The sequence below is a fragment of the Deinococcus aerophilus genome (assembly GCF_014647075.1).
In the GTDB taxonomy this organism is placed as follows: Bacteria; Deinococcota; Deinococci; order Deinococcales; family Deinococcaceae; genus Deinococcus; species Deinococcus aerophilus.
This window is the reverse complement of record NZ_BMOM01000015.1, coordinates 59,819-82,271: the sequence shown is the minus strand read 5'-3', so window position 1 is coordinate 82,271 and position 22,453 is coordinate 59,819. Positions and strand designations below refer to the sequence as shown.

The window sequence follows — 22,453 nt, the reverse complement described above, 5'->3', positions numbered from 1 at the left end:
TGGTGGTGCGCGAAGCCGACCGCAAGGTCACGGCCTACCACGAGGTCGGTCACGCCCTCGCCGCCCAGCTGCTCCCCCACGCGGACAAGGCCCACAAACTGACGGTGGTGCCGCGCGGGCGCAGCCTGGGGTCGGCGCTGTATACCCCCGAGGACCGCATGCACCACACCCGCAGCGCTCTGCTTGACCGCATCTGCGTGGCGCTGGCCGGACACGCCGCCGAACAGGTCGCCACCGGACAGGTCACGACCGGGGCCGCGAACGATTTCCAGCAGGCGACGAACATCGCCCGGCGCATGGTCACCGAGTGGGGCATGAGCGAGGTCGGTCAACTGGCCCTGGCCCAGGAAAGCGCCGGGTACCTGGGCTATGGACCTCAGCAGGGCGTCTACAGCGACCACACCGCCGAGCACATTGACGCCGAGCTGGGCCGCATCCTGAACGGCGAGTTCGAGCGGGCGGTGGCCCTGCTCTCCGAACACGTGCATGTCCTGCACCGCCTGACCGACGAGCTGGTGGCCCGGGAGAGCCTCAGCGGTGAGGACGTGCAGACGGTGCTGGACGGCGGGACCCTGCCTGCCCTGGAAGCCCCGGTCCAGGACCCGGAGCCCCGCAGCACCGACGAACCGACCAAGCCGGCTGGAGGACTGACGCCCGATCTGATCTGACGGCAACGACAGGGGGGCCCCGCCGACTGGTTGCGGGGCCCCCCTCGCTGCATCTGTCGCCTATGCCCGCTGCGTTTCCCGTTCGGGGACCGCACAGACCCCGTCCTCACAGCCCTCGGCCGGCGACGCCGCCCCGAGCAGGGTCAGCGGGGCGGGGTGGGTCTCGGCCCAGACCTGTTGCAGCGCGCCGAGCAGGACCTCGGGGCTCTGCGCTCCGCTGACGCCGTATTTGCCTCCCAGCACAAAGAAGGGCACGCCGGTGATGCCCAGCGCATGGGCCTGGGCTTCATCCTGACGCACGGCCGGGCCGTACTGGCCCTGCGTGAGGGCGGCACGGACCTCTGCGCTGTCCAGGCCCACCTCGGCGGCCAGCGCGGTCAGGGTATCCAGATCCCCCACATGGCGGCCCTCGGTCATGTAGGCCCGCAGCAGCCGCTCCTTCATGGCGTCCTGCACCCCACGCTCTGCGGCGAGGTGCAGCAACTGATGGGCCAGGAACGTGTTGGTCAGCTGGGTCTGCTCAAAGTGGTAGGTCAGGCCTTCGCCCGCCGCCGTCTGCGTCATGGCGTCCATCATGTCCTGCGCCTGCTGCGCGCTGCGGCCATACTTGCGGGCCAGTGCGCCGCGCATGTTCTGGTCATTCTCAGTGGGGGCCTGAGGGTCGAGCTCAAAGCTGTGCCAGACCACCTCTACAGCGTCCTGCGGAGCGAAGGCCTGCAGGGCCGTCTCGAAACGGCGCTTGCCGATGTAGCACCACGGGCAGGCGATGTCCGACCAGATGTCGACGCGCAATTTATCGGGATGGGCAGGGGACAGTGACATGCCTGCCATTCTGCCGCTACTTTGAAAAACAAAGCGAAAGCCGATCCACAATGCGTCCTCGCTGGGATGTGGGGATAAGAGGAACGGCGTCTCAGTCAGGCGCCTTGCTCACCCCCCCCTCCTGGCCGGATCCTTACAGGACTCTGACTGGAAAGAGGGGGGCACCGCTGTCCACTATCTTAATCAAGTCTTAATCCTGATGAATTGTGAGAATCAGATGGAGATGAGGACGTGACTTTTCCAACTCCTGATCAGGGAAGTGTGCCAGGGAACTGGGGGTATTTCACAGCCGGGCACCGAAGGCATTTAAACGTCGGAGCGTAAGTTCAGCGGCAGGTCCCTTGCGATATTCCTGGGTCAGCGCCAAAGACGGGAGACAAAAGCACTCAAAGAAGCCCATCTCATCTGTCCTCTGCAAAAAACTCAGTTGTCACAGGCCGCCGCGCAAATCGCTTGGAATTTTGTGCCGAAAATGTGAGAAGAGACTTTGGAATAAGGGTCTGGGCCACAATTCACATTTTACTCGTTCAGGACGCCAAAAGACGGGGCATTCGCTGCCCCGCAAAGGATACTCATGATGAAAAACGACGCCGGTGTCACTGTTCGCTCACGGAACAAAGCCAGTACGGGACACAACAAACAAATGTCGAATATTTCAAGTGATGTTCCTGCGTCTTTCTATAATCTGCCCCCGATGAATAAAGCTTCTGCCCGTGGCCCCTTGCTGGCTCCCCTGATGTTGTTGACGGTAACCGCTCTTCTGAGTGCTTGCGGGAATTCCACCCCTATGCCCCAGGCGGCTGCGGCTCAGCCTGTGCCCGAGACCACCGCGGCGCAGCCTGCCAGCGTGACCCTGGAGGCCGAGGACGCCGCCGAGGCCCTGGGGCCGCAGGACGTGGTCAATCCCCGCAACTCCAAGGCCGGAGAGGTGATCAAGGACTCCGCGGCCCGCGGCAAGCGTGCGGTGCGCCTGTCGGCTTCGGACAGCATGCTGACCTTTGTTGTTCCCTGGTACACCGAGACCGAACACTCCCGCGTGCAGGTGCATGCCCGCGGCGAGGCGTTCCAGGGCAACCCGGTGGTTGCGCTGATGCGCGGCGATCAGGAGCTGGCGCGCGTGGAACTGAAGAATGCGGCCTACGACGCCCAGGACCTCGGCACCTTTGCCCTGAGCGCCCGCGACCGTCTGAGCCTGCGTCTGGTCAACGGTGAGGGCAGCAAGACCCGCGCCGCCGTGATCGACTACCTGATCGTCGAAGAGGTGGTTTCGGCCTCCGTGGCCCCGACCCCGACCCCGGCGGTCCCCACGCCGACGCCAACCCCGACCCCCACGCCTTCTACGCCCAAGCCCACCCCCACGCCAACCCCGACCCCTACGCCTCCTTCGCCCAAGCCGACGCCGGTGCCCACGCCGACCCCGACTCCTACGCCCACCCCCACTCCTCCGGCCCCGACTCCTGCTCCGGCCCCCACGACGCCGGGCGGCATCAAGCTGCCCCCCACCGGCAAGGTGTCCTGGGACTGGCAGATCGGCGCTTCGGGTGACGCCAACATCGTGGCTCCGGCGGGCGTGAAGCTCATGGACATTGACGGCTTCGGCGCCTCGGCCGCCAAGGTGGCCGCGCTCAACGCGCAGGGCATCTACACGGTGTGCTACATCAACGCGGGCAGCTACCAGCCCGGCCTGCCGGACTCGGCGCAGTATCCGGCCTACCTGAAGATTCAGGCCGATCCCGGCTGGCCCGGCGAGTACTTCCTGGACATCAATGACGTCTGGAAGCCCAACTCGGTGCTGGCCGACATCCTGAACAAGCGCTTCAAGATGTGCGCCGATAAGGGCTTCGCCGCGCTGGAACCCGACAACCTGCAAAACGATGAGAACGTGAGCGGCGGGCGCATCACCACGCAGCAGCAGATCGACTTCAACGGCTGGGTGGCCGACCGCGCCCACGCCTACGGCCTGGCTGTGTTCCAGAAGAACGGCCCCGACAAGATTCTGCTCAAGGACCGTACCGGCAAGATGATGGTCGAGAAATTCGACGGCATCCTGAACGAGGAGTGCCAGCAGTACAACGAGTGCGGACCGCTGGCCGAGTACGTCAAGCGCGGCAAGCTGGCGCTGAACACCGAGTACGGCAAGAACGTGGCGCTGGACTGCGCCCTGTCCAACAAGCTCAACATCAACTCCATCAAGCGGGACCTGGGCCTCAAGGGCAGTGGCATGAGCGGCTACGTCCGCGAGAGCTGCAACTGAACGTCCGGCACCGGCCGGCACAGACGCACCCCTAAAATCCCGACATGCTGAGGAGGCGGACCCCGAAGGGTTCGCCTCCTTCGACTGGGGTGTTCACCGCACGGAGAGAGGAGAGGAGCGCTCCAGTCCCCCCCCCTCGGCCTGGGTGCCGGGCCGGTGGGTCACAGCACAGGAAAGGGACCGCCCCAGGATTGCCGGGGCGGTCCCTTTCCTGTGTCGCCGGAATTACCGTCCGGCCAGGAACTGCCAGATGCCCGGATTGGTGACCCAGCTGTACCACACGTTGGGCAGGATGCCCAGCAGCGTAACGCCCGCCACGCCCAGCGCCACGGTCAGGGTGGTCGGGAAGCGCTGGCCGTGGGCGTACTCACGCGCCGGAGTGCGGTCGGGCATGAACATCAGCATGGCGGGGCGCAGGTAGTACACCAGCGCGGCCACACTGGTGACTGCGGCGAGCACGCTGAGCCACACGTATCCGTTCTGGAAGGCCGCCTGGAACGCCAGGTATTTGCCGAAGAAGCCCGCAAACGGCGGCAGGCCCGCCAGAGACGCCAGGCACACCGCCAGCGCCACCGTGTAGCCGGGGTGGCGGTAGTACAGACCGCGCATGTCGGAAATTTCCAGGCCCGCCTCGCTGCGCTGCAGGGCGGCCACCACGGCCAGGGCGGCGGCCGTCATCAGGGTGTAGACGAGCAGGTAGTACGCCAGTGCCGCGCCGCCCAGTTCCGGGGTGCCCAGCAGGCACATGGCGAGAAAGCCGGTGTGGGCCACCGCCGAGTACGCCAGCATGCGTTTGAAGTTGGTCTGGAACAGCGCCGCCGTGTTGCCGATGATCAGGGTGGCGGCGGTCAGGATCTGCAGGGTGCTCGCCCAGCCGGGCGCGTCGTTCAGGGCGCCGCCGAACACGCGCAGCATGCCGGCAAAGGCGGCCACCTTGACCACCGTGCTCAGAAACAGCGAGACGGTGGTGGGGGCGCCGCTGTACACGTCCGGGGTCCACTGGTGAAAGGGAACCAGCGCGATCTTGAAGGCGAAGCCCGCCAGCAGCAGCAGGCTGCCGCCGACCAGAATGCCCACGTTCTCGGGGGTCAGGTTGCTCACCGCGCCCACGCGGGCAGCGATGGCCGCGTAGTTCAGGCTGCCGGTCGCGCCGTACACGAAGGCGATGCCGTAGATCAGGATGGCGCTGCCCACGGCGCCCAGCAGGAAATACTTCAGGCCGGATTCTTCGGCGCGGCGCGAGTTCTGCAACGTGGCCAGGACGTAGCCCGACAGACTCATGATCTCCAGCCCGATCAGCATCACGATCAGGTCGCCGGAGAAGACGATCAGCAGGCAGCCGGTCACCGCGTACATCAGCATGGCGTCGAATTCCGGGAAGCTCACCCGCGCACGCCACGCGGTGTCCAGCGACACGAGCAGCGTCATCAGGGTGCCCACCAGAATGGTCAGGCCCAGCAGAATGGCGGCGTTGTCGGCCTGCAGACCCCCGGCAAAGGCGGTGAGGCCGCCGTTCCACAGGGTGATCATGCTCGCCCCCGAGAACAGCAGCGCCACGATGTTGAGGATGGTCAGGGTGCGCCGCGCCACCCAGAAGCCGAGCAGCGTGCTGAGCAGCGCGCCCGCCAGCACCAGCAGGATCGGCAGCAGGGGCAGCAGGGCGACATCGGGAACGGTCAGTTCGACATTCATCTCAGCGGCCTCCCAGGGCGCTCAGCACGGCCCTCACGGCGGGCTGCATCAGGTTCAGGGCCGGGGCGCTGTACACCCCGAAAAAGATGGCGATCACCAGCGGCAGGCCCAGGATCAGCCACTCGGTGTGGTACAGGTCGCGCACGGCCACCGCGCCCAGCGGGCGGGCCTGCCAGAAGGTGGTCTGGAAGGCGGTCAATGCGTACGCAGCGGCGGCGATGGTGGTCAGGCCCGCCGCGAAGGCCAGCCACGGCGAGACCTGATACGCGCCCAGCAGGATGGAGAATTCACCGATGAACCCGGCGAAGCCCGGCACAGCGATGGAGGCGAACCACAGGGCCATGGTCAGGCCGCCCAGCGCACCCGCCCCGGTCATCAGGCCGCCGACGCGGGTGTCCAGGCTGCCGATGCGCTCCTGCACCATGCCCACACTGAGGAACAGTGCGCCGGTATACAGGTTCTGAAAGGCGAGCAGGTACATGGCGCCGATCACGGCCGTCTCGTTCAGCGAGAAGACGCCCAGCGCCACGAAGCCCATGTGGCTCAGGCCCGCGTAGGCGAGCAGGCGTTTCCAGTCGGTCTGTCCGAAGGCAATCCAGGCGGCATACAGCGCGGTGAAGGCGGCCAGCCCCATGAGCACCGGGCGCAGTTCCAGCGAGGCGTCGGGAAACAGCGGGATGGCAAAGGTAAACAGGCCGTAGCCGCCCACCTTGTACAGCGTGCCCATCACGTCGGGAATGCCGCTGTCGTGGTTCTGCTCGTGAAAGTCGGGCAGCCACGCGTGCAGCGGCCACAGCGGCAGCTTGACCGCCATGGCCGTCAGAAAGCCCAGGTACAGCCACGTCTGCGCCGGGCCGGTCACGAGATTCTGCCGCAGGTCGGCCAGGGCGAACGTCGGGCTGCCGCCCAGATAGCGCACGCCGATGATCGAGATCAGCATCAGCAGGCTGCCAAACAGCGTGTAGGCCGCAAACTTCACCAGCGCCCGCATGCGGTGGGCCTTGCCGTAGATGGCAAGCATCAGCAGCGAGGGCAGCAGGGCGTCCTCGAAGAAGACGTAGAACAGGATCAGGTCGCGCGCCGCGAAGATGCCGAGCAGTCCGGTCTCCATGGCCAGGATCAGGGCGAGCATGGTTCCCGGATTGGGAATGCGCCGCGCCGCGTACAGGATGGCGACAAAGGACATGAACGCCGTGACCATGGCCAGCGCCAGGCTCACGCCCGAGAGTTCCACGCTGTAGGTGATGCCCAGCGAGGGAATCCAGTTCAGGCTCAGCAGGCCCGAGCCGCCCGAGTACCAGATCATCACGCCCACGCCCAGGGTCAGTGCGGCCAGAAAGCCCGCCACCTCGTCGCGCCAGCGGTTCGGTGTGGCCAGCAGCAGCAGGCTGCCCAGCAGCGGCAGGAAAATCATGATGGTGGGAAGCCACAGGGGATCAATCATGGGGGGCCTCCAGTGCGGGGCGTCGGGTCAGGGAAAGGCCGGCCTTGCTGGCCCACAGACGGCTCACGTTCCACTTCCAATCATCTTCAGGGCCCAGTACCCGATGATCGCCGCGGTGCCCAGCAGCATGCTCACCGCGTAGGCGCGCACAAAGCCGCTTTGCCACAGCGTGAACAGGCCGCCGGGGGCCGCCGCGTTGCTCGCAATGCCGCCGACCAGACCGTCGGTGCCCCGGTCCACGGTGTCCAGCGCCCCGGCGATGGCCTTGCTGGGGGCGCCGACCAGACCGTCGTAGAGGTGGTCCAGGTACAGCGCGTTGCTGCTGACGCGGCCCAGCGGACCGTGGTCCAGGTGGCGGCGGCGGTGTGAGGCGTAGGCCCATGCCAGCCCGCCCACCCCCGCCAGCACGGCGAAGATGGTCAGGGTCCATTCGGTCGAGGCGGCAATCTCGTGCGCTTCTTGCGGAATGGCCCGGCCCAGGTAGGTATCGAAGGCATGGCCTCCGCCCAGGAAGGTGGGAATGTTCAGGAACCCGATCAGCGTGGCTCCCGCCGCCAGGATGCCCAGCGGAATCAACGTGAGGGTGTCGGCCTCGTGCGGGTGCGCGACGCCGGTGGCCTGTGCGCCCCGGTACTCGCCGCGCCACACCAGGAAATACCAGCGGCCCATGTAGAAGGCGGTCAGCAGCGCCACGATCAGGCCGATCAGGTACAGCAGCGGCTGGGTCTCGAAAGCGGCGGCCAGAATCGCGTCCTTGGAAAAGAACCCGCTCCAGATGGGAATGCCGCTGATGGCGAGAACGCCCGCGATGGAGACGAGGTGCGTAAGCGGCATGAACCTGTGCAGTCCGCCCATACGCCGCACGTCCTGCTCGTCGTGCAGGGCGTGAATCACCGCGCCCGCCGCCAGGAAGAGAAGTGCCTTGAAAAAGGCGTGGGTGAGCAGGTGAAACACGCCCGCCGAGTACGCGCCCACGCCCACGGCCAGGAACATGTAGCCGAGCTGCGAGACGGTGGAGAAGGCCAGGATCTTCTTGATGTCGTGCTGGTTCAGGGCCGACAGCGCACCGTACAGCGCGGTCAGGCCGCCCACCCACGCGACCCACAGCGAGGCGTTGGGGGCCAGCTCATACAGGAAGTGGCTGCGGGTGATCAGGTACACGCCCGCCGTGACCATCGTGGCGGCGTGGATCAGCGCGGACACCGGAGTGGGACCGGCCATCGCGTCGGGCAGCCAGGTGGTCAGCGGCAACTGACCGCTCTTGCCGATCGCGCCGACAAGCAGGAACAGGCAGGCCAGCTCCACCGCCGCCGTGGCCACGCGCACGCCCTCGGCCCGCTCCGCGAGTTCGGCAATGTTCAGGGTGCCGTACAGCTTGTACAGCAGGAACATTCCCAGCATGAAGCCCAGGTCGCCGATGCGGTTCATGATGAAGGCCTTGCGGGCGGCGTTGGAGTTGCTCACGCCCTCGCGTTCACCGGCCTCGCGCACCTTCTGGTCCGGAGATTCGCTGCCGCGCCCCGAGAACCAGAAGCCGATGAGCAGATAGGAGGCCATGCCCACACCCTCCCAGCCCACGAACATCAGGGGATACGAGTCGGCCAGAACCAGGATCAGCATCATGGAGACGAAAAAATTCAGGAAGGCGAAAAAGCGTGTGAAGCGGGCGTCGTGGCCCATGTAGCTGATGGAGTACACGTGGATCAGAAACCCGATGCCGGTGATGATCAGGGCCATCAGGGCGCTGAGCTGATCCAGATAGAAGCCGACGCTGAGGTTGGCGTTCAGCGCCATGTTGGGCAGCCAGGTCCACAGCGTTTCGTGGCCCGGCGTTCCGGTCTGGCCCAGGTAGCGGTTGACCGCCACCACGAAGGCCAGGCCCACCAGGCCGGTGGCCACCCAGCCGCCGGACCGGCCAGGAAAGGCACGCGGGAAAACCATGAGCAGGGCAAAGCCGAGCAGCGGAAGCAGGGGCAGCAGAAACAGGGGCACGGTGGATGGGGGCACGCTCAGCACTCAGCCTTTCATCGCCGCGAGGTCGTCCACATTGGTGGTTTCCCGCTTGCGGAAGATGGCGACGATGATTGCCAGGCCAATCGCCACCTCGGCGGCGGCCAGGGTCATCACGATGAACACGGCGGTCTGCCCGGTCAGGTCGCCCCACGAACGGGCGAAGGCGACCAGGGCGATGTTGGCGGCATTCAGCATGAGTTCCACACTGAGAAAGACCATGATGGCGGTGCGCCGCGTCAGCACGCCGATCATGCCCAGCGCAAAGAGAATGCCCGACAGGGCGATGTAGTAACCGGTCGGTACCATCAGGCACGCACCTCCGCTTCGGGGTCATTCAGGCGTTGCAGGGCGGGTTGGGGACCGGACCCGCTCCGCGCGGGCATGTTCTGCGCGGTGGGCAGGGGTTCGGTCTCGGTGTCGGGCACGTTGTCCGGCTGCGCGGCGGGCCGCTGCACCAGCGCCACGGCCCCCACGATGGCGACGAGCAGCAGAATGCTGACCGCCTCGAAGGGCAGCAGAAAGCGGGTGAGCAGCGTCTCGCCCACCCGCAGCGCGGAGCCGCCCCCCAGCGCCGCCGTGCCCTCGACCAGTGGGCGCGGGTCGCGGAAGGAAAAGGCGAGCACCGTGAACGAGCCGGCCAGCACCACGCCGCCCAGCCCCGCGAGCTCGCGCACCAGCGGAATCGGGTCGCGTCCGGAGATGGGCGTGTTGGCATTAAGCAGCATGATCACGAACAGAAAGAGGACCATGATTGCCCCGGCGTACACGATCACCTGAATGGCCGCCAGAAACGAGGCGTTCAGGGTGGCGAACAGGCCCGCCACGCTGATCAGGGTGCCCACCAGGCCCAGCGCCGCGTGAACGGCGTTTCTGGCCGCGATGGTAATGACGCCGCCGACCAGGGCGAGGGCGCCCAGCACGATGAAGGCGAGCATCATGGAGTGCCTCCTGCGGCGAACCTGCAGGTCCGCCGGGCACAGGAGAAGGGGCCGGGGTGTGGATGCCGGGTCGTCACGGGTACTCCACCCCCTCGAGCTCCTTGCGGGGCGGGCCGTCGAGCTGAAAGCCCAGCCGGACCGGCTTGCCACTCTTCGCGGCCTCGCGGCGCTGGGGCAGCGAGCCGGTCACGCCCACGAGCATGTCCTCCTTGGCGTACACGAAGTCGCCGTAGCGGTAGTCGGCCATCTCGAATTCGTTGCCCATGACCACCGCGCCGGTGGGGCAGGCTTCCTCGCACATGCCGCAGAAGATGCAGCGCAGCATGTTGATCTCGTAGACCTTGGCGTAACGCTCGCCGGGGCTGTGCGGTGAGGCCGGGTCGTTCTCGGCGGCCTCCACGTAGATGGCGTAGGCCGGGCACGCGGCGGCGCACAGCGAGCAGCCGATGCACTTTTCCAGGCCGGTGCCCGGGTGCCGGGTCAGGATGTGGCGCCCACGGAAACGGGGCTGCAGGGTGGCCCGCTGCTCGGGGTAGCTCACGGTCACGGGTTTCTGGAACAGCTTGCCCAGTGTCAGGCCCATGCCCTTGGCGATGTCAAGAACGCCCATGTGGGACTCCTTTGTGGGGGGAAAGAACCGGGGAGGAAAGGGGGGCGGGCCCGTCCCCAGCGCCCGGCGATGAGAACGGCACGAACAGGCCCGGGTGCGGCATCAGTCCCCCCCGGCCGGCCGCACCGGTCTGGGGGCGTCTGTCGGACGGATGGCCGGAGCGCTCCACAGCGCACGCACCCGGTCACTCAGGAAGAACAGCAGCAGCAGCGCCAGCCCGCTGAGGACCCCCAGCAGCCACAGGCCCCAGCCCGCAGGCGTGACGAAGGCGAGGTAAAAGGCCACCAGCATGGTGTTGCCCAGCGCCAGCGGCAGCAGCAGCTTCCAGCCAAAGCGCATCAGCTGGTCGTAGCGCAGCCGGGGCAGGGTGGCGCGCACCCAGATGAACAGGAACAGGAAAAAGGCGATCTTGACGACCAGCCACACGATCGGCCAGCCGCTGATGCCGGGAATCACGGCGTCCAGGAACACCGGTCCCCGGTAGCCGCCGAAGAACAGCGTGGCCATCAGGGCCGAGGCGGTGATCATGTTGACGTACTCGGCCATCTGGAACAGCGCCCACTTGATGGCGGTGTACTCGGTGAGGTAGCCGGCCACAATCTCCTGCTCGGCTTCCGGCAGGTCAAACGGCGTGCGGTTGACCTCGGCAAAGGAGCTGACGAGAAACAGTGCGAAGGCAAACACCTGAAACACGATGATCCAGCCGTTGAGCGCCTGCCACTCCACGATGGCGACGAAGTTGGTGCTGCCGATCAGCATCAGCGTGCCCAGGATGCTCAGGCCCATGCCCAGCTCATAGCTGATCATCTGGGCGCTGGAGCGCAGGCCCCCCAGAATCGGGTACTTGCTGCCCGAGGCCCAGCCGCCCAGGAAGATGCCGTACACGCCCATGGAGGTCAGCGCGAGCAGCGCGAGCAGCCCGGCGTCCAGGTTGTAGACCCAGGGGTTTTCCCCGAACAGGCTCAGCGGCGGCCCCGCCGGAATGCCGGCGAAGGCGGTCAGGGCCATGCCGATGGCGATGATGGGGGCCAGGGTGTACACCAGCTTGTCGGCCAGCGTGACCTGCAGGTCTTCCTTGAAGATGCTCTTGATGGCGTCGGCCAGCGGTTGCAGCAGGCCCATGGGCCCCACGCGGTTGGGTCCGTAGCGAATCTGCATCCGGGCGAGCAGCCGGCGCTCGATCAGGGTCATGTACGCGAAGGTCGTGAGCAGGGCCAGGGCCACCAGCACGGCCTTGAGCAGGGTGATCAGCGCGGTGAGCAGCCAGTCGGGCATCAGTCGTCGCCTCCGGTGGGGACCGGCGTGTGCAGGGGCAGGGCGGTCAGCCGCACGGGCCGGGGCGCCGAGGGAGACACGGCAGGCTGCATGCGTGCCGTCCACAGCTGCGGAATGTGGGGCTGTTCGGTGGCGGCCACGTGGACGGTGTGGAAGGTGTGCAGGACGCCGCGTTCCGGCAGGTCACCCAGCTTGAGTCCCAGCTGCTGTGCCGCCAACGTCTGCGCCGACTTCAGGCCGCGCACCGGGGCGCGCAGGCCCAGCGCCTCGGCCACGGCGCTCAGGGTGCGCGTCAGGTCGGCGGCCTCGCCCGCACTGATGGCGGCCTGTTCCAGCGTGAGCAGGCGGCCTTCCAGGTTGACGGTGGTGCCGCGTTTCTCGTAGTTCGTCACGGCGGGCAGCACCACGTCGGCCAGCCGGGCGGTGGCCGTCAGGTGCGAGTCGTGAACAACCGTCAGGCCGCGTGCCCGGCCGGGATGTCCAGCTCCGGCGGGGTCCAGACGGCTGATGAAGGCGGCCGGGGCGTCGTGCAGGCGGGCAAAGGGCAGCCCCCCTTCCCGGGGTACCAGCTTCAGGGCCGCCAGACCTCTGCTGTTGGCCCCGGCGGGGATGGCCAGGATCTTCGCGCCGGTCCGGGTGGCGAGCTGGCCCAGCTGCGCGGCAAACGAGCCGGAAGCGCCGTTCAGCACGTCCGCGCCCAGAATGATGATCGCCTTCTCGGCCCCGCTCAGCAGCGACAGTGCGGCCTTGAGTTCGGGCGTGTCGGGGTGGATCAGGCGCTCCAGGGCGTTGTGGCCGTTCGCGGAGGCGCGGATGCCCGCGTGCGCCCACAGCCGCGACTCCTTCCCGATCACGGCCAGTTTGCCGGGCGTGCGCTCGGGACGCTCCACCAACCGCAGGTCGGCAATCGCCGTGCCGTGCGCGTACTCGGGAGGCAGCAGGCCGCCGCGCAGCATTTCCAGAATGCGCAGTTCCAGCACGGGGGCTTCCTCGCCCAGGTCCGCGCCCAGGACCACCACGGCGTCGGCGGTCGCCACGTCGCTCAGGGTCACCGCGCCGTTCGGCATGGCGTCCAGCGAGATCTCGTAGCGCGGCCAGTGGTCCACATGAACGCTGCCCAGGGCGTCGGCCAGCGCTTCGAGCGCCACGCCTTCTTCCAGGGTGCTATCGGCATTCAGGTACAGCCCCAGGTCGGCCACGCTGTGGTGGGCCATGCCCGCCCGGATGGCGGCAATCGCCGCGTCCCAGCTCGCCTCCTGCAGCTCGCCGTTTACCCGCACCAGCGGCACGGTCAGGCGGTCTTCGGAGGCGAAGCTGTGGCCAAAGCGCCCCGCGTCGCAGATCCAGGCCTCGTTCACCTCACGGTTTTCGCGCGCCACGATGCGCTCCAGGCGGCCGTTGCGGGCGTCCACGGTGATCGAGCACCCCACCGGGCACAGGGTGCAGGTGGTGGGAGTATGGTCGTATTCCCAGTTGCGGCCCCGGAAGCGCGCCACGTTGTCCAGCAGCGCTCCGACCGGGCAGATGTCGGCGATGTTGCCCTGGAATCCGGTGGGCAGCCCCCCCTCCTCCGTATCGATGAAGGTGTGCCCGCCCCGCTCGATAAAGTCCAGCACTTCCTGTCCCGGCACCTCCTCGAAGTAGCGCACGCAGCGTTTGCAGTGGATGCAGCGCTCCTGATCGAGAATGATGAACTCTGAGAGCGGATAGTGCTTGTCGGCGTGGCGGCGGTCAAAGCCGAAGCGGCTCGCCCCGTAGCCGTACTCGAAGGCGCGGTCCTGCAGCTCGCACGCGCCGCCCTTGTCGCAGGTGGGGCAGTCCAGCGGGTGGTTCAGGAGGGTGAACTCCATCATGCCCGCCTGCGCTTTGGCCACCACCTCGCTGCTGCGGGCCGTCTTGATGTGCATGCCCTCGGTGGCCTGCATGGTGCACGAGGCCATCGGTTTGGGGAACCAGAAGATCCTGGGCTGGCCCGTGGCGTCGTCCATGATGAACGAGCCGTCCTTTTCCTTGCGCGGCGAGCCGGTTTCCACCAGGCACATGCGGCACGCACCCACCGGCGAGAGGTACTTGTGGGCGCAGAAATACGGCACGTCTCCGCCCGCTTCAAACACCGCGTCAATGGCAGAGGTGCCCGGCAGCAGGTCGAGTTCGGTTCCGTCAACGGTGACTTTCATGCGTCTCTCCAGCGGTTGCGTGGCGGATAGACCGGCTTTTGCAGCTGTGCCAGCGAGTCGTATTCCTCGCGGAACAGCGCGATGCTGCTCAGCACCGGCCCCAGGCAGGCGTCGGCCAGGGCGCAGAAGCTGCGGCCCCCGATGTTCTCGGACATGTCCAGAATCAGCTGCACGTCGCCGGGCTGGCCGTGGCCGCGCACCAGCTTCTCGTACATGCGGGTCATCCAGCTGGAAATTCCCTCGCGGCACGGCGTGCATTTGCCGCAGGACTCATGGCCGTAAAAGCGCACCATGTTCCAGGTGGCGTTCACGATGCAGTCGGCCTTCGGAATCACGGTGACGCCCCCGGTCCCCAGCATGGACCCGGCGGCGGCGATGTGCTCGTAGTCCATGGGCGTGTCCAGAATGGCGTCGGTGTACGGCAGCAGCGGGCAGCTGGAGCCGCCAGGGATGATGGCCTTCATCTCTTCCAGGGGACCGCCCGCCCAGTCGTAGATCAGCTCGCGGAAGGTGGTGCCCAGCGGCAGCTCATACACGCCGGGCCGCGCCACCGGTCCCGAGACCTGAAACAGCTTCATGCCCTTGCTCTTCTCGGTGCCCATCTCCGCGTGCCACTCCGCACCAAATTTCAGAATCTGGGTGGCGGCGCAGAAGGTCTCCACGTTGTTGATGGTGGTGGGCAGCCCGTACAACCCGGCGGCGGCGGGAAACGGCGGTTTCAGGCGGGGATTGGCCCGCAGCCCCTCCAGGGAGTTCATCAGCGCGGTTTCCTCGCCGCAGATGTAGGCCCCGGCTCCGCGGTGCAGATGCAGCTGAAAGTCAAAGCCGCTGCCCAGGATGTTCTGGCCCAGCAGCCCGGCGGCCCGCGCCTCCTCAATGGCGGCCTGGATGCGCTGGGCGGCGTGGACATACTCGCCCCGGATGTAGATGTAACCGACAGAGGCCCGCATGGCGTAGGCGGCAATGATCATGCCCTCGATCAGCTGGTGGGGGTCTTCCGAGAGCAGGTAGCGGTCCTTGAAGGACCCCGGTTCGGATTCATCGGCGTTGCAGATGATGTAGTGCGGCTTGCCGTCGTTGAGCGGCATGAAGGACCACTTGAGGCCGGTGGCGAAGCCCGCGCCGCCGCGTCCGCGCAGGCCAGAGGCCTTCACCTCGTCAATCACGGCGTCCGCACCCATGCCAAAGGCACGCTTGACGGCCTCGTAGCCGCCGTTGCGGCGGTAGTACGCCAGCGTCCAGCTTTCAGGTTGCCCGACGTGGGCGTACAGCGTGGGCGCAAAGCGCGGGTCCTTGCCGCTGGTGATGGGTCTGGGCGGGGCGACGGCGGTCATGCGTCCCCCCCGGCACTCAGCGGCGGCAACTGGCTCAGCCCGGTGATGCTCGCCCCCACCGCCTCACCGCTCGCCAGAACCTGACGGCCCTCGGCATTCACCGTCACGGGCACCGGATTGTCGGGCAGCGGCTGCAGGTCGGCGCGCAGGGACTCGAGCAGGCGGGCGCACTTGGAAGGCGTCACGTTCTCGTAGTACCCGTCGTCGTTGATCTGCATCATGGGGGCGGTGCCGCATGAGCCCAGGCATTCCACCTTCTGCACGCTGAAACGTCCGTCGGGGCTGACCTCCCCCGGCTGCACATCCAGCGTGGCGATCAGGTGGTCCCACAGCTCGTCGGACCCGGCCAGCGAACACATCACCGTGCTGCACACCTGCAGGTGGTACCGGCCGGTGGGCAGGGTGTGGTAGGTGGAATAAAAGCTCATGACGCTGCGGACCTCGGTGGCGGTGGTGCCGCACAGCGCAGCGATCTCGTCCATGCGCGACCCGCTCACGAAGCCCTCGGCGTCCTGAACCTCACGCAGCAGCGGCATCAGCGCCGAGCGGCGGCCCTGCGGTGAGGTGGGGTAGCGGCTGAAGATGTCGGCCACCAGGGACTGTTTATCGGCGAAGTAACTCAAGCGTTGGCTCCCTTACCGGTCCACGTCCCCGAGCACGGGGTCGATGGTGGCGAGAATGGTGATCAGGTCGGCGAACTGCGCGCCCACACAGGCGTATTCCAGGGCCTGCAGGTTCACGAAGCTGGGGGCACGGATCTTGACCCGGTACGGCATGGAACCGCCGTCGCTGACGATGTAATACCCGACTTCCCCGCGCGCCGATTCGGTGGGCACGTACACCTCGCCCACCGGCGGGTGAAAGCCCTCGGTGACCAGCTTGAAATGGTGGATCACCGCTTCCATGCTGGTTTCCAGTTCGTGGCGGGGCGGCAGGCTGATCTTGCGGTTGGAGTCCCGGACCGGCCCCGGCTGGAGGCGCTTGAGGGCCTGCCGGACAATCTTGATGCTCTCCCCGAACTCCCACAGCCGCATGTTGAAGCGCGCCAGGCTGTCGCCGTCGGTGCTCGTGACCACGTTGAAGTCGTAGGTCTCGTAGCCGCAGTACGGGTTGTCCTTGCGGTTGTCCAGCGGCACGCCCGAGGCGCGCAGGTTCGGTCCGGTCAGGCCCAGGTCCAGGGCGACCTCGGGCGGAATGATGCCCACGCCCTTGGCGCGGTCCTGAAAGATGGGGTTCTCGGCAAACAGGGTGGTGTATTCCTGAACGCCCCTTTCCATCTGGTCCAGAAAACGTGAGACCTGTGCGGGCCAGCCGTCGGGGATGTCGCGGCTCAGGCCGCCCACCCGGAAGTAGCCCTGGTTCATGCGGTAGCCACACACCGCCTCGAACAGGTCCTGCACGCTCTCCTTCTCGCGGAAGGCGTAGAAGAACGGCGTCAGGGCGCCCAGGTCCAGCAGGCCCGTGCCCACGAACACCAGGTGACTGTGAATGCGCCCCAGCTCGTGCAGGATCACGCGGACGGTGGTGGCGCGCTCGGGCACCTGGGCCGACAGCAGCTTCTCCACGCTCAGCACATACGACAGCTCGTGGCCGAAGCTGTGCAGGTAATCGGTGCGCGGCGCGTAGGTCACGCCCTGCTGGTAGGTGCGGTTCTCGAAGGTTTTCTCGAAGCCGGTGTGCAGGTAGCCCATGTGCGGCGTGACCTTCACCACGTACTCGCCGTCCATGTCCACCACCAGCCGCAACACCCCGTGCGTGCTGGGGTGCTGCGGCCCCACGTTCAGCGACATGATCTCGGTGTGCATCAGCGCGCCGGTCTGGCCGTGCAGCCGTTCCTCGGAGGTGGATTCCTGGTGGTCGGGCCTCATCTGGCGGCGCGGCAGCGTGCCCGACTGGGGATCGCGCTCCAGCGCGTTGAGGTGCTCGCGGTCCTGGGTCGTCATTTGGGCCCCCCTTCCGGCATCACGGGCGGTACCCGGTCCTCGCCGCGCCCGCGCCGCAGCTCGCCACGGTAGCCGGTCAGGCCAGACTGCTGGCCGGTCACGCCCGCCCGGAAGGCGGCGGGGTCCAGAAAGCGTCCGTCGCGGAACAGCGTCGGTGTCTCGCCCAGCGGAAAGTCCTTGCGCAGCGGGTGGCCTTCCAGATCGTCGGGCGTGAGCACCTTGCGCAGGTCGGGATGGCCGGTGAACACCACGCCCAGCAGGTCGTAGACCTCGCGTTCCAGGTAATTGGCGGCCCGCCACACCGGATACAGGCTGTCGAGCGCCTCGCCGTCGTCCAGCCACACCCGCAGGAACAGGCGGCGGTGGTCGCGCGGGTGGTAGATGTTGTGCAGCACGGCAAACCGCTTGGGTCGGGGCGCGGTGAAGGTCAGGTAATCCAGTCCCACCGTGTCCATGAGCATGAAGCCGCGTTCTTTGAGTTCGGCGGCGACCTCACGCAGCCGCCCGGGCGGCACGACGGCGGTGGGCTCCGCCGCGTCGTCTTCCTGCAGGCCCAGTTCGGTCATCAGTCCGCTTACGTCGCGGGGACCGGCGGGGGAGGGGGCGGGCGGCGTGTGCGCCGGAGCGGGCGTGACCGTCACGGGCGGGGCCACGTCCGGCGTTCCTGTCAGGACCGGCGGCGTGGTGCGGGCGACCACCTGGGGCGTGGTGTCGCTGTCGCCGGCCCCTCCGGCCTTGCCGGATTTCTCGCCGCTCACCGGGTCCACGCGTCCACCATCGGCAGCTGGTGGCCCAGTTCGTCAAAGGCCTCGCCGCGCACCTTCTTCTGCAACTGCATCACGGCGTAGATCAGCGCCTCGGGGCGCGGCGGGCAGCCCGGCACGAAGATGTCCACCGGCACCACGCTGTCCACGTTCTGCACGATGGCGTAGTTGTTGAACATGCCGCCCGAGGAGGCGCACGCACCCATGCTGATCACCCATTTGGGGTCGGGCATCTGGTCGTAGACCCGGCGCATGATCGGGGCCATCTTCTTGCTCAGGCGTCCGGCGACGATCATCACGTCGGCCTGCCGGGGGCTGGCCCGGAAGACTTCCGAACCGAAACGGGCCAGATCGTTGCGTCCGTTGGTGCTGCTCATCATCTCGATGGCGCAGCACGCCAGTCCGAAGGTCGCGGGCCACAGCGAGTTGCTGCGTCCCCACGCCACCAGCTTTTCCAGGCTGGAAAACAGGATGCCCTCGGATTCCAGTTCCTGCCAGTCGCGGTCAAACAGTTCTTTCAGGGCCATGACGGCACCTCCGGTGCAGGCAGCTGGCGCAGCCGTCTGGCCTCCACGTTTCCTACGCCCATTCCAGCACCCGCTTTTTCAGGACATACACGTAGCCCACCAGCAGCAGCAGCACGAAGGTCAGGGCCTCGAAGAAAGCGAAGGGAATCAGCTTCTGGTAGGCCACCGCCAGTGGATAGAAGAAGGCGGTCTCGATGTCGAACACGATGAACAGCATGGCCACCAGATAGAAATGCACCGGAAAGCGCTGGCCGGTGCCCACGCCGCCGTGTTCCGGGTCATTGCCGGACTCGTAGGCCATGAGCTTGGCGCGGCTGCCCTTCTTCGGTCCCAGAATGGCGCTCACGATCACGGCGAGAACGCCGATGCCGAGCGCGACCAGCAGCATGATCACAAAGTTGGCGTATTCGATAACAACGCTCCTTTCTGCCCGGGAGGGCTTCTGTTCCACAGAACGCTCGTGAAAAACGGCACGAAGCGCTGTAAAAAAAGAGAGGGCTGAACGACCTTCCGTAACGAATTGTTGTACGGCCCTGTTTTACCATGTTTCCGCCGCGCCAACACCAGCGGATGGCGCCATCCGGGGGGCGTCTGCGCCGGTGTTCCGTCCCCGGGCGTTCCCACCGCATACCGGTCATGACGGCCGACGCCGGGCGCAGAAACACGCCGGCGCCCGGCCGCATCCAGCGGCGCGTTCAGGTCAGCAGTTCGGCAAAATCGTCGTCATCGTCCTGCGCCAGCGGCAGGGTGAAGGTGAAGGTGGACCCGTGTCCGCGCTCAGATTCGACCCCGATGGTGCCGCCGTGTTCCTCGATGGCGAGTTTGCAGAAGGCCAGCCCCATGCCGGTGTCGAAGCGTCCGTGCAGGGTCAGGCGTGACTGCTCGAAAGCGGCGAACAGGTTGGGAATGTCATCGGCGGGAATGCCCTCGCCGTCGTCCTGAACCCGGACATGCACGGCGTCCGGGGCCGAGCGCACCGTCACGCCGATGGTGCCGCCCTTGGTGGTGTGCTTCATGGCGTTGCTGATCAGGTTGGCAAGCACCCGGCGCAGGATCTCGGGGTCGGCGCTGGCGGGGCTGAGGCTGCCCTCGACCTCGCAGTGAAAGCGGCGGTCGCGCAGGCCGCTGCCCACGTCGCCGCGCGCGAGGTCAATGACCTCCTGAAACATGGGGGTAAACATCAGTTCGCGGCGCAGGTGCATCTTGCCCGCCTGGATCTTGCGGACGTCGAGCATGTTCACGGCGAGGTGCAGCAGATGCTGGGTTTCATCCCGGGCCACCTTGATGAGTTCGCGCGAATCGTCGGGCACCCGCGTGTCTTCCTGCACGATGTCCAGCAGGCCCATCACGGCGGCGATCGGGTTTTTCAGGTCGTGGACGAGCATGTGGACCAGCTGATCGCGCACCCGCTCCTCGTGTTCCCAGGTGTCCATGCGGCGCTGCAGGGCGTTGACCCGGCCCTGCAGGGTGTGGTGCTGGCGCGCGCGGGCGAGCAGAACCTCCACCTGCAGCGCCAGGGCTTCGGGGGGGGTGAGGTCGCTGATCAGCGCGTCGGCCCCGGCCCCCAGCATGGCGCCCAGTCCCTGGGTGCCCACCGCGAGCCACTGCGTGCCGCCGAGTTCGGCGCGCTGGCGCAGCAGGGGCAGCACCTGGGCCGGCGGCACCCCCGGCAGGTCGGTGTACAGCAGGGCCACATCGGGCGGGTGGACATGCGCCTCACGCAGCAGCGTCTCGGCGTCGGCCACATGGATGACCGTGGCCTGCCGCAGCAGCGGGGCCAGCTGCGCCGCACGCGCGCGGTCGGCCGCGACGACGAAAACGGTTTGCAGGTCGGCACTGGGCATGGGTCGGCCCGCAGTGTACCCCGCGTTCCGTTCAGGACCGTAACAATTTGGCAGGTCCGGACAGGGAGCGGCCCCGCCGCGGTGCTCGGGGGCGGGGCCGGACGGGGAAGGCCGCAGGATCAGCCCTTGACGCTTCCGGCGAGCAGACCGCGCACAAAGTAGCGGCCAAGCACGATGTACACGATCAGGGTCGGCAGCGCCGCGAGAATGGCTCCGGCCATCGGGAGGTTCCACGACACGGCCTGTCCGCCCGCGAGCTGCGACAGCGCGTAGGTCACCGGCTGGCTGCTGGTATTGGTGAGGGTGGCGGCGAACAGGAACTCGTTCCACACCTGTGTGAACTGCCAGATGATGACCACCACGAAGCCCGGCACGCTGATGGGAAAGATCACGCGGCCGTAGATCTGCCAGAAGCCCGCGCCGTCGATGGTGGCGGCCTCGATCAGCGCGTCGGGAACGTCGGCGTAGAAATTGCGGAAGATCAGGGTGGTGATGGGAATGCCGTACACCACATGCGCCAGAATCAGGCCCCAGATGCTGCCGTACAGCCCCAGCGCCTTGATGAACTGGAACAGCGGAATCAGGACCGCCTGATACGGAATGAACATTCCGAACAGCATCAGCGCGAACAGGGTGTTGGCCCCCCGGAAGCGCCATTTGCTCAGGGCGTAGCCGTTCAGGCTGCCCAGCAGCGCGCTGAGCAGCGTGGCGACCACCGCCAGGAACAGGCTGTTGAGCATGTTGCCGCCCACCTTGTCCCACGCCTCGGAAAAGCTGGCCCAGTTCAGCACGGCCGGCCAGTGCCACGCGGTGTCCAGCGTGATCGCGTCGGGGCTTTTCAGGGCGGTGGCAAACACCAGATACACCGGAATCAGGAAGAACAGGGTGGCGATGATCAGCAGCAGGTAGGTAAAGGCCCGGCCCATGCCGGGGGCGCGGCGCGGCGGAGCCGAGGGAGGCGCGGCGGCGTGCTTGACGGCGGTCATGAGTGGCCCTCCTCGCCCCGGAACTGGCTGGCCAGATAGGGCACGATCACGAAGGCGACCAGAATCAGCAGGATGGTGCCGATGGCTGCGCCCAGCGCGAACTGGTTCTGGCGAAAGCTGGTGAGGTACATGTTCAGGGCCGGGACGCTGGCGCTGATGTTGTCGGGTCCGGCCATGGCGTACACCAGATCAAAGATCTTGAGACTGATGTGGCCCAGGATGATCATGGCGCTCAGGGTGATGGGCGAGAGCAGCGGGAAGATCACGTGGCGGTACATGCTCGCGTCGTTCGCGCCGTCCACCCGGGCGGCCTCGCGCAGTTCCTCGGGAATGCCGCGCAGTCCGGCGAGGTACAGCGCCATGGTGTAGCCGCTCATCTGCCACACGGCGGCGATGATGATGCCGATCATGGCGAAGTTGAAGCCGTGCAGCTCGGGCGCGGCGAGCAGCTTGACCCGGGGGCCGATGAAGACCGCCCACAGCAGCAGCAGCGCGGCGCACGCGGCGGCCACCACCATGCGGGTGCGCTGGCCTTCGCGTGCGGCGCGCACGGCGAGCACAATCAGGACCACGCCCACCACCAGCGCGGTGATCAGCGGCAGGGCGTTCCAGTCGAACTTCAATACCGCGTCGTTGCTGCTCAGCCACCCGAAGGTGGAGGGCGGCGCACCGACCAGCGTGGGGGCCTGGTTGACGCCGCCCTGCGGCTGCAGCATCCAGCGCCAGATGGTGCCGGTCACGATGAAGCTCAGGCTCATGGGAAACAGGAAGACCGTGCGCCACAGGCCCTCGCCCCGGGGATTGCGGTCCAGGATCAGGGCCAGCCCCAGGCCCAGGCCCAGGCAGCCCAGGATGAAGAACAGCGTGAAGAACAGGGTATTGACCAGCTCCTGGCGGAAGCGGCCCTGCAGGAAACCGGTGAACAGCTCCTGATAGTTCTGGAAGCCCACCCAGCGGATGATCGGGTCAATGGCCAGCGCCTGCGCCGGATCGTTGCCCCAGTCGGTCAGGCTGACATACACCGTCCGGGCGATGAAGGAGTACACGAAAATGGCAATCAGGAGGATGCTGGGGGCCAGCACGGCCATGGCCCACAGGCGGTCTTTGCTCAGGCCTTTCAAGGGGGGCCTCCTTTGCTGGAGCGTGAAGGATGAGGCGTCGG

Annotated in this window: 19 protein-coding genes and 1 pseudogene; 2 read left to right on the top strand and 18 right to left on the bottom strand. The window is 66.9% G+C overall.

What is annotated here, in order from left to right:
• A pseudogene (locus IEY21_RS10490) lies at positions 1-668 on the top strand (ATP-dependent zinc metalloprotease FtsH); the annotation flags it as partial.
• A 60-nt stretch (positions 669-728) separates the two neighbouring features.
• Here the strand turns inward: IEY21_RS10490 and IEY21_RS10485 are convergent.
• Positions 729-1,490 carry a DsbA family oxidoreductase gene (locus IEY21_RS10485; protein ID WP_188904149.1) on the bottom strand — a complete coding sequence of 254 codons (762 nt, stop codon included), beginning with the start codon at positions 1,488-1,490 and terminating at the stop codon, positions 729-731.
• A gap of 814 nt (positions 1,491-2,304) precedes the next feature.
• Between IEY21_RS10485 and IEY21_RS10480 the strand changes: the two genes are divergently transcribed.
• Positions 2,305-3,744 (top strand): endo alpha-1,4 polygalactosaminidase, encoded by a 1,440-nt coding sequence (locus IEY21_RS10480; RefSeq protein ID WP_229753025.1) that lies wholly within the window; start codon positions 2,305-2,307, stop codon positions 3,742-3,744.
• A 225-nt stretch (positions 3,745-3,969) separates the two neighbouring features.
• Here the strand turns inward: IEY21_RS10480 and IEY21_RS10475 are convergent, their stop codons facing one another.
• The 17 genes from IEY21_RS10475 to IEY21_RS10395 all read right to left on the bottom strand — a co-directional run bounded on the left by IEY21_RS10475 (position 3,970) and on the right by IEY21_RS10395 (position 22,412).
• Positions 3,970-5,436, bottom strand: a complete 1,467-nt coding sequence (locus IEY21_RS10475; protein WP_188904146.1) for an NADH-quinone oxidoreductase subunit N — start codon at positions 5,434-5,436, stop codon at positions 3,970-3,972.
• Position 5,437: 1 nt separating this feature from the next.
• Complete coding sequence (locus tag IEY21_RS10470; RefSeq protein WP_188904144.1) at positions 5,438-6,880, bottom strand: NADH-quinone oxidoreductase subunit M; 1,443 nt, start codon at positions 6,878-6,880, stop codon at positions 5,438-5,440.
• Positions 6,881-6,943: 63 nt separating this feature from the next.
• Positions 6,944-8,872 (bottom strand): NADH-quinone oxidoreductase subunit L, encoded by a 1,929-nt coding sequence (gene nuoL, locus IEY21_RS10465; protein WP_188904165.1) that lies wholly within the window; start codon positions 8,870-8,872, stop codon positions 6,944-6,946.
• Between the two features lie 24 nt (positions 8,873-8,896).
• Entirely contained in the window at positions 8,897-9,199 is a 303-nt protein-coding gene (gene nuoK / locus IEY21_RS10460) for an NADH-quinone oxidoreductase subunit NuoK (protein WP_039682061.1), read from the bottom strand.
• Entirely contained in the window at positions 9,199-9,831 is a 633-nt protein-coding gene (locus IEY21_RS10455) for an NADH-quinone oxidoreductase subunit J family protein (protein WP_188904142.1), read from the bottom strand. The genes nuoK and IEY21_RS10455 overlap by 1 nt, the downstream gene beginning before the upstream one ends.
• A 73-nt stretch (positions 9,832-9,904) precedes the next feature.
• Positions 9,905-10,441: an NADH-quinone oxidoreductase subunit NuoI gene (gene nuoI / locus IEY21_RS10450; protein WP_188904140.1), complete on the bottom strand. Its 537-nt coding sequence runs from the start codon at positions 10,439-10,441 to the stop codon at positions 9,905-9,907.
• 102 nt (positions 10,442-10,543) lie between these two features.
• Positions 10,544-11,716, bottom strand: coding sequence for an NADH-quinone oxidoreductase subunit NuoH (gene nuoH, locus IEY21_RS10445; RefSeq protein WP_188904138.1), 1,173 nt, complete (start codon positions 11,714-11,716; stop codon positions 10,544-10,546).
• Positions 11,716-13,893, bottom strand: coding sequence for an NADH-quinone oxidoreductase subunit NuoG (gene nuoG / locus IEY21_RS10440; protein WP_188904137.1), 2,178 nt, complete (start codon positions 13,891-13,893; stop codon positions 11,716-11,718). Before nuoG ends, nuoH begins: the two co-directional genes overlap by 1 nt.
• Positions 13,890-15,227, bottom strand: coding sequence for an NADH-quinone oxidoreductase subunit NuoF (gene nuoF, locus IEY21_RS10435; RefSeq protein WP_188904135.1), 1,338 nt, complete (start codon positions 15,225-15,227; stop codon positions 13,890-13,892). The genes nuoG and nuoF overlap by 4 nt, the downstream gene beginning before the upstream one ends.
• Positions 15,224-15,850 carry an NADH-quinone oxidoreductase subunit NuoE gene (gene nuoE / locus IEY21_RS10430; protein ID WP_188904133.1) on the bottom strand — a complete coding sequence of 209 codons (627 nt, stop codon included), beginning with the start codon at positions 15,848-15,850 and terminating at the stop codon, positions 15,224-15,226. The genes nuoF and nuoE overlap by 4 nt, the downstream gene beginning before the upstream one ends.
• Positions 15,851-15,862: 12 nt before the next feature.
• Positions 15,863-17,095, bottom strand: a complete 1,233-nt coding sequence (nuoD, locus tag IEY21_RS10425; protein ID WP_188904163.1) for an NADH dehydrogenase (quinone) subunit D — start codon at positions 17,093-17,095, stop codon at positions 15,863-15,865.
• A gap of 71 nt (positions 17,096-17,166) precedes the next feature.
• Positions 17,167-17,811 (bottom strand): NADH-quinone oxidoreductase subunit C, encoded by a 645-nt coding sequence (locus tag IEY21_RS10420; RefSeq protein ID WP_268237792.1) that lies wholly within the window; start codon positions 17,809-17,811, stop codon positions 17,167-17,169.
• A gap of 113 nt (positions 17,812-17,924) precedes the next feature.
• Positions 17,925-18,461 (bottom strand): NuoB/complex I 20 kDa subunit family protein, encoded by a 537-nt coding sequence (locus tag IEY21_RS10415; protein WP_188904132.1) that lies wholly within the window; start codon positions 18,459-18,461, stop codon positions 17,925-17,927.
• Positions 18,462-18,513: 52 nt separating this feature from the next.
• Positions 18,514-18,849: an NADH-quinone oxidoreductase subunit A gene (locus IEY21_RS10410; RefSeq protein WP_188904130.1), complete on the bottom strand. Its 336-nt coding sequence runs from the start codon at positions 18,847-18,849 to the stop codon at positions 18,514-18,516.
• Between the two features lie 307 nt (positions 18,850-19,156).
• Complete coding sequence (locus tag IEY21_RS10405; RefSeq protein WP_188904128.1) at positions 19,157-20,305, bottom strand: ATP-binding protein; 1,149 nt, start codon at positions 20,303-20,305, stop codon at positions 19,157-19,159.
• 119 nt (positions 20,306-20,424) lie between these two features.
• Positions 20,425-21,291 carry a carbohydrate ABC transporter permease gene (locus IEY21_RS10400; protein ID WP_373290505.1) on the bottom strand — a complete coding sequence of 289 codons (867 nt, stop codon included), beginning with the start codon at positions 21,289-21,291 and terminating at the stop codon, positions 20,425-20,427.
• On the bottom strand, positions 21,288-22,412 hold the full coding sequence (locus IEY21_RS10395) for a carbohydrate ABC transporter permease (protein WP_229753024.1): 1,125 nt from the start codon (positions 22,410-22,412) through the stop codon (positions 21,288-21,290). Before IEY21_RS10395 ends, IEY21_RS10400 begins: the two co-directional genes overlap by 4 nt.
• Positions 22,413-22,453: the final 41 nt, after the last annotated feature.

Excerpts from the sequence above, each read along its gene's own strand:
- IEY21_RS10485 (WP_188904149.1), bottom strand. The coding sequence starts at position 1,490 with ATGTCACTGTCCCCTGCCCATCCCGATAAATTGCGCGTCGACATCTGG.
- IEY21_RS10475 (WP_188904146.1), bottom strand. The coding sequence starts at position 5,436 with ATGAATGTCGAACTGACCGTTCCCGATGTCGCCCTGCTGCCCCTGCTG.
- IEY21_RS10470 (WP_188904144.1), bottom strand. The coding sequence starts at position 6,880 with ATGATTGATCCCCTGTGGCTTCCCACCATCATGATTTTCCTGCCGCTG.
- nuoK (WP_039682061.1), bottom strand. The coding sequence starts at position 9,199 with ATGGTACCGACCGGTTACTACATCGCCCTGTCGGGCATTCTCTTTGCG.
- IEY21_RS10455 (WP_188904142.1), bottom strand. The coding sequence starts at position 9,831 with ATGATGCTCGCCTTCATCGTGCTGGGCGCCCTCGCCCTGGTCGGCGGC.
- nuoI (WP_188904140.1), bottom strand. The coding sequence starts at position 10,441 with ATGGGCGTTCTTGACATCGCCAAGGGCATGGGCCTGACACTGGGCAAG.
- nuoH (WP_188904138.1), bottom strand. The coding sequence starts at position 11,716 with ATGCCCGACTGGCTGCTCACCGCGCTGATCACCCTGCTCAAGGCCGTG.
- nuoG (WP_188904137.1), bottom strand. The coding sequence starts at position 13,893 with ATGAAAGTCACCGTTGACGGAACCGAACTCGACCTGCTGCCGGGCACC.
- nuoF (WP_188904135.1), bottom strand. The coding sequence starts at position 15,227 with ATGACCGCCGTCGCCCCGCCCAGACCCATCACCAGCGGCAAGGACCCG.
- nuoD (WP_188904163.1), bottom strand. The coding sequence starts at position 17,095 with ATGAGGCCCGACCACCAGGAATCCACCTCCGAGGAACGGCTGCACGGC.
- IEY21_RS10415 (WP_188904132.1), bottom strand. The coding sequence starts at position 18,461 with ATGGCCCTGAAAGAACTGTTTGACCGCGACTGGCAGGAACTGGAATCC.
- IEY21_RS10410 (WP_188904130.1), bottom strand. The coding sequence starts at position 18,849 with ATGCTGCTGGTCGCGCTCGGCATCGGCGTTCTCGCCGTGATCGTGAGC.
- IEY21_RS10405 (WP_188904128.1), bottom strand. The coding sequence starts at position 20,305 with ATGCCCAGTGCCGACCTGCAAACCGTTTTCGTCGTCGCGGCCGACCGC.
- IEY21_RS10400 (WP_373290505.1), bottom strand. The coding sequence starts at position 21,291 with ATGACCGCCGTCAAGCACGCCGCCGCGCCTCCCTCGGCTCCGCCGCGC.